Genomic DNA, 14,056 nt, shown 5'->3' with positions numbered 1-14,056 from the left:
TGGGTCATGATGGGATCGTCGACGTGAAATCTGCCAAACGCGCTTTATGGCCTCTCTGGCTCGCCGGTACGGCGACCTGCCTGCCCGCACCCGCATGGTCCCAGACAAAGCCGACCACGCCCGTGGCCCAAGTGGCCAGCGTGGCCTTCGAGCGCTTCACCCTGCCCAATGGCCTGACCGCGCTGGTCCATACTGATCACAGCAGCCCGTCGGTCTTTGTCGGCCTGTGGTACAAGACCGGATCGCGCGACGAGCCGCCGGGCAAGACCGGCTTTGCGCATCTGTTCGAGCATTTGATGTTCCAGAGCACGGCGCATCGCCCCCAGGAATATATGGCCGCCCTGAAAGCGATCGGTGCGGTCGGTGCCAACGGCATGACCCGCACCGACGACACCGTCTATTTCGAAACGGTCCCGACCAACGCGCTCGATTCGGTGTTGTGGCTGGAGTCCGACCGCATGGGCTATCTGGACGGGGGCATCACCCAGGGTCTGCTCGACGAACAGCGTCGCGTGGTGCTGAACGAAAAGCGTCAGGGAGAACTTCGCCCCGAGGAGATGGCGTGGCGGCATTTCCTGACTGCCTTCTATCCCGCCGGTCATCCCTATGCCCACCCCACGATCGGCTCGACCGAGGATATCGAGGGCGCGACGCTGGATGACGTGAAGCGCTGGTTCCAGGGGCATTACGGCGCGGGCAATGCCGTGCTGGTCCTGTCCGGCGATATCGACGTCGCCACCGCGCGCGAGAAGATCACCCGCTATTTCGGCGCGATCCGCCCCGGCACGCCGATCAGCCGACCGCTGCAATGGACGCCGTCGCTGACCGAGACGCGGCGCGACCGCCTCTATGGCGATTTCGCGCAGACGGGCATTTCGCGCAGCTGGCCCATCCCGAACACCTCGCCGCGCGACACGACGCTGCTGCTCCTGGCCGCGCGCGCCATGGCGGGGCCGAAGGACGCGCCGCTCGTCCGGGCGCTGGTCACCGACGCAAAGGTCGCGACGGGCGTGACCGCGACCGTCAACGAAAGCGCGCTGGGCAGCATCCTGAACGTCGCGATCGCGCTGCGCCCCGGCGTTTCCCCCGAGGTCGCGGAACATGCGCTCGACGCCGCACTGGCGGATTACGCGGCCAAGGGACCGCCCCCTTCGCGGTTACAGAGCATCATCGCCGCCACGGACGCCTCCCTGCTTCGCTCTCTCGACGATCATGGCGCGGTCGGAAACCGATTGGGCGAGGGGGAAGTCGCGCATGGCGATCCCGCCTATTTCCTGAAGCAACGTACTTGGATCAACGAAGCGCGCCCCGACGATGTGCGGACGGTTGCCGCGAAATGGCTCGACCGCCCTTATTATGAGCTGGTCACGATGCCGGTCCCGGATCGGCAAGCCGCCAGCGCGGATGTCGACCGCAGCCATATGCCGCCGCCCGGCCCTTTCAAATCACAGATCGTCTTTCCTCCCGTCACCACCATGACGCTGGCCAACGGCCTCAAGCTGGTGGTCGCGCAGCGTACCGGAACCGCCACCGTAGACCTGAGCTTGCAATTCGCCGACGGCACGCTGACCGATCCGGGGGTTGCACCGACCATCGTCGCCAATGCCTTCCGACTGCTGGGGGCAGGCGCCAGGACCCGGTCGGGCGAGCCGGTCGAACAGCGACTGTCGCAACTTGGTATCCAGATGGGTGCCCAGGCTGGCCCATGGAGCAGCGCGGTTCGCTGGAGCGTGGCGAACAACCGGCTGGACGACTCCTTCGCGCTCGTCGCCGATCTGGTCCGGCATCCCAGCTACCCCCAAACCGCCGTCGAAGACGCGCGCGCCGATGCGATGCACGGGGTGGAGGCAAAGGCCCGCAATCCGTTCGCGGCCGGAATGCCGCTGCTGAACCGGGCGACCTGGGGCGACACCGATCCGCGCGGCCACATCCCCACGAAACAGGATGCCGATGCGGTTTCACGCCAGCGGCTGCTTGATTATCAAAGCGATCATATCGTGCCGGGCGATGCGACGCTCTATGTCGTCGGCGACGTTTCGCCCGAGCGGGCCAGGGCCTTGGTCGAGAAATATTTCGGCAATTGGGGCGGCCCGGCGCCGCATCCTCACCAGCCGATGCCGGTCGCGCCGTCCGAGGCCAAAGGCCCCCGCCTGATCCTGGTCGACGCGCCCGGCGCGCCGCAGAGCAGCATCACGGTCGGCACGCTCATCCCGCCCTTCGACAAGGATCGTTCGGCGGCCGAGAACCTCGCCGTCGCCGCGCTGGCCGATATCGGATCGGGGCGGCTCAACGCCAATCTGCGACAGGACAAGGGGTGGAGCTATGGCTTTGGCGGCGAAATCCAGGATGCCCCGAGCGGCAGTCGCCTCTTCGTGGCGCGCGGCACCGTGCAGGCGGATCGCACCGCCGCCAGCCTGGCCGAACTCCGCCGCGAGTTTCTGGAATTCGTCACGACGCGCCCGCCGACGGAGGCGGAACTGAATGCCCAGCGCGACACGATGATCCGCGCCGCGACGCTTCGCTATTCGCGGAACGCGGCGTTTCTGGATTCGCTGGAAACATCGGGCAGCTACCACTTGGCCTATGACCGTCCGACCACGCTGGCACAGCGGCTGGACGCGGTGACACCCCAGGCTATGCAGGACAGTGCACGCCGTCTTCTCCGGCCCGATGCACTGACCTGGGTCGTGATCGGCGACTTGGCGACCATCGAGCCGCAGATCCGCGCACTGGGCCTCGCTCCGGTCGAGGTTTGGGACGTTCACGGCCGCAAGCTACGCTGATCAACCCTTTCCCTTCTTATCGATCCTCAGGAACCGCCCATGTTTCTCCTCGCCGCCATCGCCCTGGCCCAAGCCAATCCCACCATGCGTGCATCGCCACAGCCGCCCGCCCCCGCAATGGCCCCGGCACAGGCACCGCTGCTGCACGATACGCGTGGTCGACCGGTCATGACCGTACAGATCAACGGCAAAGGCCCCTTCCCCATGGTGGTCGACACGGCGGCACAGACCAGCCTGATGAGCCGCGCCCTGGCCACGGAACTGGCGCTCAAGCCGTTGAACGGCGGCATCGGCGTGAACGGGGCGACGGGCAGCGAACAGGCGCGGCTTTATCCGGTCGACCGCATGACCAATGCACTGGTCGATGCGCGTTATGTCGCGATGGTCGAACTGGCCAATGGCAACGTGACGGATGCGCGCGGCATCATCGGCATGGAGTTCTTTACCAGCCGCAAGCTGCTGATCGACCGCAGCACGAACCGCATCGCCGCCGAACCCTCTGCCCCCGCAGGTCCCGGCTTCGCGACGATCGTGGGCAGCAGGACCGGCGAAGGTTTCGTCCAGATCCCATTGACGCTGGACGGCGTCCGCATCCCCGCCCTGATCGACACCGGCGCGGCTGTGACGATCGCCAACGCCGCCGCCTTCCGCCTGCTCGGCTGGGCCGATAATGATCCACGCCTGAGCGACGGCGGCGAAATCCGGGGTGTCTCCGCGGGTGGGCAAAAAATCCGGATCGCCCGGATCGGCACATTGTCGATCGGCAAGATCAGGCTGTCGAGCGTGCCAGTCATGATTTCGAATGACGATAATCCCAAACCATCAATTATTCTGGGCGACGACCTCCTTAATCTATTTCCTGGTTATTCAATTGATTTTCCGCGCGCCGAGCTGCACATCAAGGTACCTGCCAAAAAATTAATGCATAAAGGCTCCCTAAGTTCTGTCTGCATTTAGCGTATTCAGATCATGGCGCATGCGAGATGGACGAATCCCATGAAGGCGGAGATCGTCTTCTCGCAGCGCATGGCGATGCGACGGAAGCGTTTAAGTTTGTTGAAGAAGCACTCGATCTGGTGGCGCTCTTTATAGAGCCGCCAGTCGATTGCCGGCTTTCGGGTCCGGCTGGGATTAGAGCGTTTTCCGGCCGACCTGAGTCGAAGGGGGATTCCCATGGCCGAGCTGATCTGATTCACGGTGCTGGCTGGATGGAGGCCGGCATTGATGGGCAAGCCGTTGTCGATGGATCTACGATCGCGAGCGCTGGCCGCGGTTGACGAGGGGATGAGTTGCCGGGCTGCGGCGGTGCGGTTCGGTGTGGCGGCCGCGACGGTGATCCGGTGGCACGACCAGCGCCGCAGCACGGGCACCTATGCCGCCAAGCCGCAGGGCGGGGACACGCGGTCGCGGCGGATCGAAGCGCATGCGCCCACGATCCTGGCGCTGCACGAAGCGCGTCGCGACATCACGCTGGACGAGCTGCGTCGCGAGCTGGGTCAGGCGGGCGTGACGGTGGCGATCTCGACGCTGCACCGCTTCTTTGCCCGTCACGGGATCACGCGCAAAAAAAGACCGGGCATGCGATCGAGCAGGATCGCGCCGACGTCCTGAGTGCGCGTGAGGACTGGTTTGATGGCCAGCTCGACCTCGACCCTGCGCGGCTCGTCTTCATCGACGAGACCTGGACGGCGACCAATATGACCCGCAGCCACGGCCGCTGCCGGCGGGGCGAGCGGCTGCGGATGGGTTACCCACATGGTCATCGCAAGACGACCACGCTGGTCGCTGGCCTGCGCATGACCGGCATGATCGCGCCGATGGTGCTCGACGGCCCGATCAACGGCGACTGGTTCGAGGCCTACGTCCGACAGGTTCTCGTGCCCGACCTCGGACGCGGCGACGTGGTCATCATGGACAACCTGTCCAGCCACAAGCGTGCCGGCGTCCGTGAAGCCATCGAAGCCGCAGGCGCCCGCCTCATGTTTCTCCCGCCCTACAGTCCCGACTTCAACCCGATCGAGAAGGCCTTCGCCCGCCTCAAGGCTATGCTGCGCAGGGCCGGCGAACGCACCGTGTCGGGCTTGTGGTCCCTCATCGGCAGGTTGGTCGATCTGTTCCAACCACAGGAATGCGCCAACTACTTCACCTCCTGTGGTTATGATCCAGACTGATCAGAATCCGCTCTAGCCTTGATCTGCGCCGTTGCGCCGAGATCATCGGCAATGAAGATGCGCAGCGGATCGGCATCGTAGGCAGCATCGGCGATGACATGACCGACGCCACGCAGGCCTTTCAGCAGATCCAGCGCCTGGGGAGCGTCGCCACGTTGCCCCGGCGTCGGGTGAATACGGATCGGCAGTCCGATGGCGTCGGCAGCCGCGTGTAGCTTGGTCGTCAGTCCGCCACGCGAACGGCCAATCGCGGCAGCTTCAGCCCCCCCCTTTTGCGCCGCCTGCATCGGCATGGACCTTCGAGATCGTGCTGTCGATCAGAGACGTATTCGAAGTCCGGCGTGTCGGCCATCGCATGGAACAGCTTTTCCCAAACGCCAGCGTGCGACCAACGGCGAAAACCGTGCATGGACCCCGCTCCATTTGCCGAACGCCTCCGACAGATCACGCCAGCGTGCTGCATTGCCCGCCATCCACAAAATCGCATCCACGAACAGCCGATTATCGACCCCGCTGCGCCCACGCAGTGCATCCCGCCCAGGAGGATGTTCCGCAATCCGCTCCCATTGCTCGTCCGTCAGCGTGCGTCTGCTCATGATCTGGCTCTTTCGCCAGCCTTGAATCAGAACTCACCGACAATGGGAATCCTCAAATGCAGACAGGACCTAGGTGTTTGATCCCGCAGTGTGGTGGTACGTTGACCATCATGCATGGCGGGAGGAGCAATGGCGCAGGTTCTACACGGGAGCGCCCGCACGACGGAGGCAGTCCGTCGAGCGATACAGCGGAGTGAAGAGAGCGTAAGGGCGCTGGCGCGACGACACGGGATTAGCCCGACCACCGTGCATGATGGTCAAACGTACCACGACACTGCGGGATCAAACACCTAGCGCCTTCGCGAGAACCCCAGATCAGCGCCGCGCCGCCGCCGCCATTTCCCGATTGCGCCGTTCCGATGCCGCGAGCGTGTCGGCCATCAGCCGCTGGAGCGCATCCCCGGCATCCAAGACATTTAGCCCTTCGCGGGTCGAGCCGCCGGGACTGGCGACCCGATCGGCGAGGACGGCGGGTGACGCATCGGCACCGATCGCCATGGCCCCTGCCCCATCGACCGTCGCCAGCGCCAGTTGCCGGGCGAGATCGGGATCGAGCCCGAGCGCCACGCCCGCCTGCGCGATGGAATCGATGAAGCGGAACACGAAGGCCGGGCCACATCCGGCCAGCGCGGTGACCGCGTCGAACTGCCCCTCATCCTCGATCCATGGCGCCAGGCCGAGCGGCCGGGCGAGCGCCTCTGCCGCCGCGCGGACGGCCGGATCGTTCGAGCGGGTGAAGAACGCCGTGACCCCCTGCCCGATCGCCACCGGCAGATTGGGCATCATCCGGACGACCGCGTCCGCCGGAATGCGCTCGGCCAGCGCCCGTTCCTCGACCCCGGCCAGGATCGAGAGGAGCAGCCGGGGGCGCAGATGCGACAGGGTCGGCGCGATATCGTCAAGCTGCTGCGGCTTGAACCCCAGCATCAGGGTCGCCGGTCGCTCGTCAGTCGGTAGCGCGGTCAGCGAACGGACGCCTTCGGGCGCGCGCGTTCCGCTTCGGGTAATCACCGTGACCTGAGCGGGATCCAGCCCCTCGGAGAGCCAGCGGCGAAGCATCGCGCCCGCCATGTTGCCGCAACCGATCAGCCAGATCGGCCCGTCGGGAAAACCGCTCATGTCCCAGCTCCTCAGGCTTCGCCCTGCGTCTCGATCAGCGCGGCGGCCAATGCCTCGCGCGGGGTCTTGCCGCCCCAAAGGACGAACTGGAACACGGGATAGAAACGCTCGCATTCCTCGATGGCCGATTCGACCAGCAATTCGGTGGCGGATAGCGAGATGGTGCCCTCGTCCCCGCCATCGACCATCGCCGCGTGGCGGTAGAGCAGGATGCCGCTGTTCGACCAAAGCTCGAAATGGCCGATCCACAGCTGTTCGTTGACCAGCGCCAGCGCCTCATAGATGCTGGCGCGGCGATCCTCGGTCACCTTGATGTCGGGAAAAGCCAGGAATTGCAGCACGCTGTCGTCATCGCGCCACAGTGCGCGCAGCTCATAGCTGGCCCAGCTGCCCTTGACCGTCGCGACGATCTCTTCGTCATGGCGCTCATGCTCCCACCCATGCGCGGCGAAATACGCCTCCAGCATGTCGATGGGCGCCGATTCCTCGGTTTCGTGATCGTGCGATTCAAGCATCGTGGCTTCCTGCGAACAAAACCAGACCGTGACAGGGTGCACCCTGTCCGGCCCCGCCGCAAGCAGCGACCCCACGAAAACTGTGGATAGCTGCCCGCCCGCTGGGGACAGGCAGCGAACCGATGTTATCCGTCGGGATCAGGATTCCGCCCCGGTCACGGGCGCGCTCGCCAGCCGGGCTTCCAGCGCGTCGAGCCGTGCCTTCAGCGCATCGGCCTCGTCCCGCGCGGCGACGGCCATCGCCTTGGCGACCTCGAACTCCTCGCGGCTGACGAAGTCGAGCCCGCCGATCCATTCGCGCGCGCGCGAACGGGCGCTGGCTTCCGCCTCACGCCCCATGCCCGCCACGGTGCCGGCCAGGCCGTTCATCACCTTGGCGAAATCGTCGAACAGCTTGTTGTCGGCCTGCATGATCAAATTCCCAAAAATCGTTTCACAGCATTTGGGACGTCTGGGCGCGCGGCACAAGGCTTTCCGCATTCGGATTGAGCTGACCGATCCGCCAGTTGAGCACGCCCGCGAACGAAAGCCATACCAGATAGGGCAGCATCAGCCACGCCGCGCCGCGCCGGATACGGGCAAAGGCGAAGGTCGTGGCGATCGAGACGACCAGGATCGCGACGATCACGAACAATGCGACATCGACCAGATGTGCGCCGAAGAACAACGGCGTCCAGGCGAGGTTCAGCGCGAACTGGACGACGAACAGGCCGATCGCCACGCCCCGCCCCCGCGCGCCGCGCGCATGGACGATCATCGCCAGCGCCAGCCCGATCATGATGTAGAGCGTCGTCCAGACGACCGGAAAGACCCAGCCGGGCGGGTTGAGTTCGGGCTTGGTCAGCGTCTGATACCAGAGATTCTCGCTGCCCGAGGGCACCGCGCGGCCCGAGGCGAAGCCCAGCAGCAGGATCAGCGGCACGATCACGATGGCCCAGCGCAGGAACGACATCCGCAACTGTTCCTTTGATGCGATCGTGCCCAAGCGTGCCTCTCTTCCCATGATGGCGGTCGGTCTGCCGCAGTGCCACACAACAGTAAACGAAAAGCTGCCGCGAATGCGTCACAGCACCGTTCAATTTCGGGATGCGGCGACCAGAAACTCGATATTCCCCTCCGGCCCGGTGATCGGACTGGGCGTCACGCCGACCACCTGCCAGCCGATGCCGGTCAGCCAGGCGGCGACCGCCTCGCACACCCGCTGGTGCACCGCGGGATCGCGGACAACCCCGCCCTTGCCGACCTCGTCGCGCCCCGCCTCGAACTGCGGCTTGATCAGGGCGAGCAGCCGCGCCTCGGGTCCGGCAAAGCTCAGCGGGCGCTCCAGCACCTTGGCCAGGCCGATGAAGCTGGCGTCGCACACGATCATGTCGACCGGCTCGGGAATATGCGCCTCGGTCAGGATGCGCGCGCTGGTCTGTTCATGGACGATGACGCGCGGGTCCTGGCGCAGCGACCAGGCGAGCTGGTTGGTGCCGCTGTCCACCGCATAGACCTTTGCCGCGCCCTTTTGCAGCAGGACGTCGGTAAAGCCGCCGGTCGAGGAGCCGACGTCGATCGCCACCACGCCGCCCACGTCCCAGCCGAAATGGTCGAGGCCATGCGCCAGCTTGATGCCGCCGCGCGAGACCCAGGGGTGATCGCGGCCACGCACGTCGAGCGCGGCATCCTCGGGCAGTTGCTGGCCCGGCTTGGCGATCTTCGTTTCGCCCGAAAAGACCAGCCCGGCCATGATCATCGCTTGGGCGCGCGAACGCGATTCCACGAGTCCGCGATCCACGAGCATCTGGTCGACACGCTGCTTGGCCATAAGCGCCCCTATCCCGCGCCTCCGTCCGTCGCAAGCCGCGATCCGTCCGACGGAAAGCCTATTGCCTATTAGATTGATAGGAATATGTTGATGCCAAGGATCGGGAGTCGTGGGATCGATGCCCATCGCTCCACCGGCAACCCGGCCCTGAGCCAAGGAGATGCCATATGGGTTCGTTCGCATCCTATGAGGCGCGCAAGCCGACCGTCCTCACCGTCCCCGGCCTGGGTGGGTCGGGCCGATCGCACTGGCAGAGTTTGTGGGAAGAGGCGCGGCCCGACACGATCCGGGTCGAGCTGGGCATGTGGTCGACCCCGCACCGCAACGCCTGGGTGACGCGGCTGGACGAGGCGATCCGGCAGGCGCAGGCGCCAGTGATCCTGGCGGCGCATTCGCTGGGCTGTCTGGCGGTGGCGTGGTGGGCGGAATTGTCGCCGCAACCCTATGGCTGGCCGGTCGCCGGCGCGCTGCTGGTGGCGCCCGCCGATGTCGATCGGCCGGACGCGCCCGACAGCCTGAAGGGCTTCGCACCAAGCCCGCGCACCCCGCTTCCCTTCCCTTCGATCCTGGTCGCCAGCCAGGACGATCCCTGGATCTCGATCGAGCGGGCGCACAGCCTGGCGGTCGACTGGGGCAGCCATTTCGTCGATGCCGGGCATCAGGGGCATATTAATGCCGCCAGCGGCCTGGGTTGGTGGCAGGAAGGGCAGGAACTGCTCGGCCGGGTGATCGCGGCAAGCGGCATGGACCGGCCGACGCCTTCGGGCCCCCTACCCCCCTCCGAGGCGCGCGCGGTGCTGGCGGTGAATGCGACCGACGCGGCGCAGGCGCATTATCTGGGGCGGTCCTGACGCCGGGTGGCGGGGCGCACGCTTCGACTGCGCTCAGCGTGAACGGGTTGAAGGGATTGTGGCCACCCGCTCCCCCGCCCCGTTCAGTTACTCCCCCGCCCCGTTCAGCCTGAGCGAAGTCGAAGGCCAAGAAAGAACCTCACCACTCGGCGTACCCCGGCGAAGGCCGGGGCCCAGTTTCGATGAAGCCGAGAGGAAATAGAGACGGCGAGTGGGAGGCAAAGCCGATCGGTCGCATAGCCTCCCACGCTAATTTCCCGCGCCATCGCGGTGCCATGGAAACTGGGCCCCGGCCTTCGCCGGGGAACGGCTGCATTTATGGAATGTCCTCGGCCCTGGACTTGGATCGAACCGAACGGAGGTCCGGGTCAGGTCGAAGCGGGTTCGCCCCGATCAACCGTATCGCCTTCCCGCTCGGCATCCGCCTTCGCCGCCGCCGTGGCGGCTTTCATCCGACGCCACATGCGGACATTCACGCCCACCATCATGACCACCGCCAGCGTCGTGAAGACGATGACGGCGGTCCATCCCCGGATCACGCCCGCGCGCCTTCGGTGACATGGGTGCTGTTGTGGCGCAGCGCCTTCAGCACCGTCTCGACGATCGCATCGGCGTCGAGCCCGGCCTGCGCATATTGCACCTCGGGCTTGTCCTGATCCTGGAAGATATCGGGCAGGCGCATGGTGCGCAGCTTCAGACCGCCGTCGATCAGCCCCTCGTCCGATGCCATGGTCAGGACATGCGCGCCCAAGCCACCGATCGCATTCTCCTCGATCGTCACCGCCACCTCATGCGTGGTCAGCATCCGGCGGATCAGCGCCTCGTCGAGCGGCTTGGCGAAGCGCAGGTCGGCGACCGAGGTCGACAGCCCCTTGGCCTCCAGCGTGTCGGCGGCGCGCAGCGCCTCGGCCAAACGGGTGCCGAGCGACAGGATCGCGACCTTCTTGCCCTCGCGCACCACGCGGCCCTTGCCGATTTCCAGCCGTTCGGGCGTCTCGGGCAGCGCCACGCCGACGCCATTGCCGCGCGGATAGCGGACCGCGATCGGGCCGCTGTCGTGATGGACGCAGGTATGGACCATATGGACCAGCTCCGCCTCGTCGGCGGCGGCCATCACGACCATGTTGGGCAGGCTGGCGAGATAGGTGACGTCGAACGACCCCGCATGGGTCGCCCCGTCCGCCCCGACCAGTCCGGCCCGGTCGATCGCGAAGCGGACCGGCAGGTTCTGGATCGCGACGTCATGGACCACCTGGTCATAGGCGCGCTGGAGGAAGGTCGAATAGATGGCGCAGAAGGGCCGCATCCCCTGCGCCGCCAGTCCCGCCGCGAAGGTCACCGCATGCTGTTCGGCGATGCCGACATCGAAGAAGCGGTCGGGATAGGTAACGGCGAACTTGTCCAGCCCGGTGCCTGACGGCATGGCCGCGGTGATCGCGCAGATGGTCGGATCGGTCGCCGCCTCGCGGGCCAGCGCCTCGCCGAAGACGTTCTGATAGGCGGGCGGTCCCGGCGGCGCCTTGGCCTGGGCGCCGGTGATGACGTCGAACTTCTGGACGCCGTGATATTTGTCCGCCGCCGCCTCGGCCGGGGCATAGCCCTTGCCCTTCTTGGTGACGACATGGATCAGGATCGGGCCTTCCTCGGCGTCGCGGACATTCTCCAGCACCGGGATCAGGTGGTCGAGATTATGACCGTCGATCGGGCCGACATAGTAGAAGCCCAGCTCCTCGAACAGCGTGCCGCCCATGGTCATGCCGCGCGCGAATTCGTCGGTCTTGCGCGCCGCCTTCTGGATGGGACGCGGGAAACGCTTGGCGAGCTTCTTGAGCACGTCACGCACGCCCAGGAACTCGCGGCTCGACACCATGCGCGACAGATAAGCCGACAGGCCGCCGACGGGCGGCGCGATCGACATGTCGTTGTCGTTCAGGATGACGATCAGGCGATTGCCCGCCTGCTCGGCATTGTTCATCGCCTCATAGGCCATGCCCGCCGACATCGCGCCGTCGCCGATCACCGCGATGCCCTTGCCCGGCGTTCCCGCCAGCTTGTTCGCCACCGCAAAGCCCAGCGCCGCCGAGATCGAGGTCGAGCTGTGCGCCGCGCCGAACGGATCATATTCGCTCTCGGTCCGCTTGGTGAAACCCGACAGGCCACCACCCTGGCGGATGGTGCGGATACGCTCTCGCCGCCCGGTCAGGATCTTGTGCGGATAGCATTGGTGCCCGACGTCCCACACCAGCCGGTCGGCGGGCGTATCGAACACATAATGGAGCGCGACCGTCAGCTCGACCACGCCCAGCCCCGAGCCGAGATGCCCGCCGGTCGTGCCCACCGCCGAAATCGTCTCGGTTCGCAGCTCGTCGGCGAGTTGTCGCAACTGTTCGGGAGCCAGTCGACGCAGATCGTCGGGAGTGTGGACCGTGTCAAGCAACGGGGTCTGAGGAATATCTGCCATCACACCGGCTTATCGCAGCAAATCGGTGGTGTCGATTGCATCCGTCGGCCGGATCTTGATTGACGTCTGCGGTCATCGCGCCAGAAACGGGACATGTTTACCTTTCGCTGGGCCGAACCCAAGGACCTCGAACCCATTGCGGTCCTGATGGACCGCGCCATCGCAACGCTTCAGCACGGATTTCTTTCCCCGGCCGAAATCCGCGCCAGCCGCTCGGTCATGGGACTCGACACGCAATTGGTCGCCGACGGCACCTATCTGCTGGCCGAATGCGAGGGGCGGCTGGCGGGATGTGGCGGATGGAGCCGCCGCGCGACGCTTTATGGCGGCGACCACAGCCTGGGCCTGCGCGACGCCGCGCTGCTCGATCCGGCGACCCAGCCCGCGCGTATCCGCGCGATGTACACCGATCCCGATTTCGTTCGTCGGGGCCTGGGTCGGGCGATCCTGGCGCGGTGCGAGGAGGCCGCGCGGGCGGCGGGCTTCCGCTCGGTGGAGATGATGGCGACGCTGGCCGGCGAACCGCTCTACCGCGCCTGCGGCTATGCGGTGATCGCGCCCGTCCGGTCCGCACCGGTCGAGGGGGTCACGGTGCCGCTGATCCGCATGGAAAAATGGCTGTAATCCGCCGAGTCGCAGCCGATTCGACGCGCTGGACAAAAGGGGTACAAATGGGTAGCCGCTGCGGATGGCAGCCTCCCTGTTTCTTCTCCTGGCGGTAATCCTGGCGTTCGCCGGGGGAGGCGGGCCCTGGATCATGGTCGCGACGGTCGCGCTGGCGACGGCATCGGGCACGACCTTTCCCGATCTCGACAGCCCGTTGCGGCTCCAGCATCGCAGCGCGGTGGTGCACAGCGTGCTGCCGCTCTATATCGCGATGCTCGATCCCCGGACATGGCCGGTGGCGGCGGGGCTGGGTTTCGGGATCGGATTCCACCTGGCGGCCGACCTGTTTCCCACGACGATGCGCGGCTATGCCACCATCAAGATGCCGCTGCTGGGGTCGATCGGCGTGCTTCCGTCCTATCTGTGGATCGCCGTCCATGCGGGTGCCAATCTGGTCGGCGGGGTCCTGATCCTGGAGCGGATCGGCACGCGCCCGGCCACCACCTGCGCGCTGGCGGCGGCGGGGGTGCTGGGGGCGGCCTATCTGATGCGCACGCAGGGCGGGCTCTACGCGCTGGCGCTGCTGACCGGGCTGGGCTGGCTGATGCTGCGCTGAGCAGCGGGCCGGATCAGTCCTTGGCGCAGTCCGCGCAGCGACCGCGCACCTCGATCACCGGACGCTCGGGGCGGAACCCCGCGCCGCGCGCCGCATCGCGCACCGCGCCGGTCAGGTGATCGTCGTCGATATGCATCGTCTGCCCGCATTTGTCGCACACCAGGAAGATGCAGTCGTGCAGGCAGTCGGGATGCGCATTGGCGACATAGGCGTTGGCGCTTTCCACCCGGCGGGCGAGATTGGCGCCGACGAACAGGTCGAGGATGCGATAGACGCTGTTCGCGGCGACCCGCCGCCCCTGCGCCTTCGACATGGCATCGGCGATGTCATAGGCGCTGGCGGGCTTTTCGAACCCGGCCAGTGCCTCGAACACGCTGGCGCGCATCGACGTCCATTGTTCGCCCGCGCGTTCCAGCGTGGCTTTCGCGGCGACGGCCAGATCGGCGCCTTCGGGTTCCTGATGTTGATGCGCATGCGCCATGGCGTTGATTTAGGTGGTGGCGACACGGGGAGCAAGGTCCGCCGTCA

The 14,056-nt window shown here is 66.2% G+C and carries 15 protein-coding genes and 2 pseudogenes; 7 read left to right on the top strand and 10 right to left on the bottom strand.

Going from position 1 to position 14,056, the window contains the following annotated elements:
• Positions 1-23 precede the first annotated feature (23 nt).
• Both QE385_RS00870 and QE385_RS00865 read left to right on the top strand, forming a co-directional pair.
• Complete coding sequence (locus QE385_RS00870) at positions 24-2,783, top strand: pitrilysin family protein (protein ID WP_307098130.1); 2,760 nt, start codon at positions 24-26, stop codon at positions 2,781-2,783.
• Positions 2,784-2,822: 39 nt separating this feature from the next.
• Complete coding sequence (locus QE385_RS00865; protein ID WP_307098129.1) at positions 2,823-3,740, top strand: retroviral-like aspartic protease family protein; 918 nt, start codon at positions 2,823-2,825, stop codon at positions 3,738-3,740.
• 5 nt (positions 3,741-3,745) lie between these two features.
• On the opposite strand, the gene QE385_RS00860 is transcribed toward QE385_RS00865, so the two are convergent.
• Positions 3,746-3,958, bottom strand: coding sequence for a transposase (locus QE385_RS00860; RefSeq protein WP_373424704.1), 213 nt, complete (start codon positions 3,956-3,958; stop codon positions 3,746-3,748).
• A 49-nt stretch (positions 3,959-4,007) separates the two neighbouring features.
• Between QE385_RS00860 and QE385_RS00855 the strand changes: the two genes are divergently transcribed.
• A protein-coding gene (locus QE385_RS00855; RefSeq protein ID WP_307098127.1) for an IS630 family transposase occupies positions 4,008-4,954 on the top strand; the annotation gives its coding sequence in 2 pieces (ribosomal slippage) (positions 4,008-4,344 and positions 4,344-4,954; 948 coding nt in all).
• Between the two features lie 17 nt (positions 4,955-4,971).
• Here QE385_RS00855 and QE385_RS00850 read toward each other — a convergent pair.
• Positions 4,972-5,550, bottom strand: a pseudogene (locus QE385_RS00850) (IS5 family transposase); the annotation flags it as partial.
• A gap of 129 nt (positions 5,551-5,679) precedes the next feature.
• On the opposite strand from QE385_RS00850, the pseudogene QE385_RS00845 reads away from it, so the two are divergent.
• Positions 5,680-5,799: pseudogene (locus QE385_RS00845) on the top strand (IS481 family transposase); the annotation flags it as partial.
• Positions 5,800-5,865: 66 nt separating this feature from the next.
• Here the strand turns inward: QE385_RS00845 and proC are convergent.
• The 5 genes from proC to QE385_RS00820 form a co-directional block, all read right to left on the bottom strand.
• Complete coding sequence (gene proC / locus QE385_RS00840) at positions 5,866-6,669, bottom strand: pyrroline-5-carboxylate reductase (protein WP_307098125.1); 804 nt, start codon at positions 6,667-6,669, stop codon at positions 5,866-5,868.
• An 11-nt stretch (positions 6,670-6,680) separates the two neighbouring features.
• Positions 6,681-7,184: a YbjN domain-containing protein gene (locus tag QE385_RS00835; protein ID WP_307098123.1), complete on the bottom strand. Its 504-nt coding sequence runs from the start codon at positions 7,182-7,184 to the stop codon at positions 6,681-6,683.
• 138 nt (positions 7,185-7,322) lie between these two features.
• Complete coding sequence (locus tag QE385_RS00830; protein ID WP_307098121.1) at positions 7,323-7,595, bottom strand: accessory factor UbiK family protein; 273 nt, start codon at positions 7,593-7,595, stop codon at positions 7,323-7,325.
• A gap of 22 nt (positions 7,596-7,617) precedes the next feature.
• Positions 7,618-8,136, bottom strand: a complete 519-nt coding sequence (locus QE385_RS00825; protein ID WP_307098119.1) for a TspO/MBR family protein — start codon at positions 8,134-8,136, stop codon at positions 7,618-7,620.
• Between the two features lie 123 nt (positions 8,137-8,259).
• A complete protein-coding gene (locus QE385_RS00820) occupies positions 8,260-8,994 on the bottom strand; it encodes a TlyA family RNA methyltransferase (protein ID WP_307098117.1) in 735 nt (244 codons plus the stop codon).
• 167 nt (positions 8,995-9,161) lie between these two features.
• On the opposite strand from QE385_RS00820, the gene QE385_RS00815 reads away from it, so the two are divergent.
• Complete coding sequence (locus tag QE385_RS00815; protein ID WP_307098115.1) at positions 9,162-9,845, top strand: alpha/beta hydrolase; 684 nt, start codon at positions 9,162-9,164, stop codon at positions 9,843-9,845.
• A gap of 368 nt (positions 9,846-10,213) precedes the next feature.
• On the opposite strand, the gene QE385_RS00810 is transcribed toward QE385_RS00815, so the two are convergent.
• Together QE385_RS00810 and dxs are read right to left on the bottom strand one after the other, a co-directional pair.
• Complete coding sequence (locus tag QE385_RS00810) at positions 10,214-10,384, bottom strand: hypothetical protein (protein ID WP_307098113.1); 171 nt, start codon at positions 10,382-10,384, stop codon at positions 10,214-10,216.
• The gene (gene dxs / locus QE385_RS00805; protein ID WP_307098110.1) at positions 10,381-12,306 is read right to left on the bottom strand and encodes a 1-deoxy-D-xylulose-5-phosphate synthase; all 1,926 of its coding nucleotides are present in this window, start codon (positions 12,304-12,306) and stop codon (positions 10,381-10,383) included. Before dxs ends, QE385_RS00810 begins: the two co-directional genes overlap by 4 nt.
• 93 nt (positions 12,307-12,399) lie before the next feature.
• On the opposite strand from dxs, the gene QE385_RS00800 reads away from it, so the two are divergent.
• Positions 12,400-12,930: a GNAT family N-acetyltransferase gene (locus QE385_RS00800; protein WP_307098108.1), complete on the top strand. Its 531-nt coding sequence runs from the start codon at positions 12,400-12,402 to the stop codon at positions 12,928-12,930.
• A 64-nt stretch (positions 12,931-12,994) separates the two neighbouring features.
• A complete protein-coding gene (locus tag QE385_RS00795) occupies positions 12,995-13,528 on the top strand; it encodes a hypothetical protein (RefSeq protein WP_307098106.1) in 534 nt (177 codons plus the stop codon).
• Between the two features lie 13 nt (positions 13,529-13,541).
• Here QE385_RS00795 and QE385_RS00790 read toward each other — a convergent pair whose 3' ends face one another.
• Positions 13,542-14,009, bottom strand: coding sequence for a Fur family transcriptional regulator (locus QE385_RS00790; protein WP_307098104.1), 468 nt, complete (start codon positions 14,007-14,009; stop codon positions 13,542-13,544).
• Positions 14,010-14,056 lie beyond the last annotated feature (47 nt).

The organism is Sphingomonas sp. SORGH_AS_0950, from assembly GCF_030818415.1.
Classification (GTDB): Bacteria; Pseudomonadota; Alphaproteobacteria; order Sphingomonadales; family Sphingomonadaceae; genus Sphingomonas.
This window is presented reverse-complemented; position numbering and strand designations above follow the sequence as displayed.

What these genes read in the sequence shown, in the direction of transcription:
- QE385_RS00800 (WP_307098108.1), top strand. Translation starts at nt 12,400, where the DNA reads ATGTTTACCTTTCGCTGGGCCGAACCCAAGGACCTCGAACCCATTGCG.
- QE385_RS00820 (WP_307098117.1), bottom strand. Translation starts at nt 8,994, where the DNA reads ATGGCCAAGCAGCGTGTCGACCAGATGCTCGTGGATCGCGGACTCGTG.
- dxs (WP_307098110.1), bottom strand. Translation starts at nt 12,306, where the DNA reads ATGGCAGATATTCCTCAGACCCCGTTGCTTGACACGGTCCACACTCCC.
- QE385_RS00790 (WP_307098104.1), bottom strand. Translation starts at nt 14,009, where the DNA reads ATGGCGCATGCGCATCAACATCAGGAACCCGAAGGCGCCGATCTGGCC.
- QE385_RS00835 (WP_307098123.1), bottom strand. Translation starts at nt 7,184, where the DNA reads ATGCTTGAATCGCACGATCACGAAACCGAGGAATCGGCGCCCATCGAC.
- QE385_RS00815 (WP_307098115.1), top strand. Translation starts at nt 9,162, where the DNA reads ATGGGTTCGTTCGCATCCTATGAGGCGCGCAAGCCGACCGTCCTCACC.
- QE385_RS00830 (WP_307098121.1), bottom strand. Translation starts at nt 7,595, where the DNA reads ATGCAGGCCGACAACAAGCTGTTCGACGATTTCGCCAAGGTGATGAAC.
- proC (WP_307098125.1), bottom strand. Translation starts at nt 6,669, where the DNA reads ATGAGCGGTTTTCCCGACGGGCCGATCTGGCTGATCGGTTGCGGCAAC.
- QE385_RS00865 (WP_307098129.1), top strand. Translation starts at nt 2,823, where the DNA reads ATGTTTCTCCTCGCCGCCATCGCCCTGGCCCAAGCCAATCCCACCATG.
- QE385_RS00860 (WP_373424704.1), bottom strand. Translation starts at nt 3,958, where the DNA reads ATGGGAATCCCCCTTCGACTCAGGTCGGCCGGAAAACGCTCTAATCCC.
- QE385_RS00795 (WP_307098106.1), top strand. Translation starts at nt 12,995, where the DNA reads ATGGCAGCCTCCCTGTTTCTTCTCCTGGCGGTAATCCTGGCGTTCGCC.
- QE385_RS00825 (WP_307098119.1), bottom strand. Translation starts at nt 8,136, where the DNA reads ATGTCGTTCCTGCGCTGGGCCATCGTGATCGTGCCGCTGATCCTGCTG.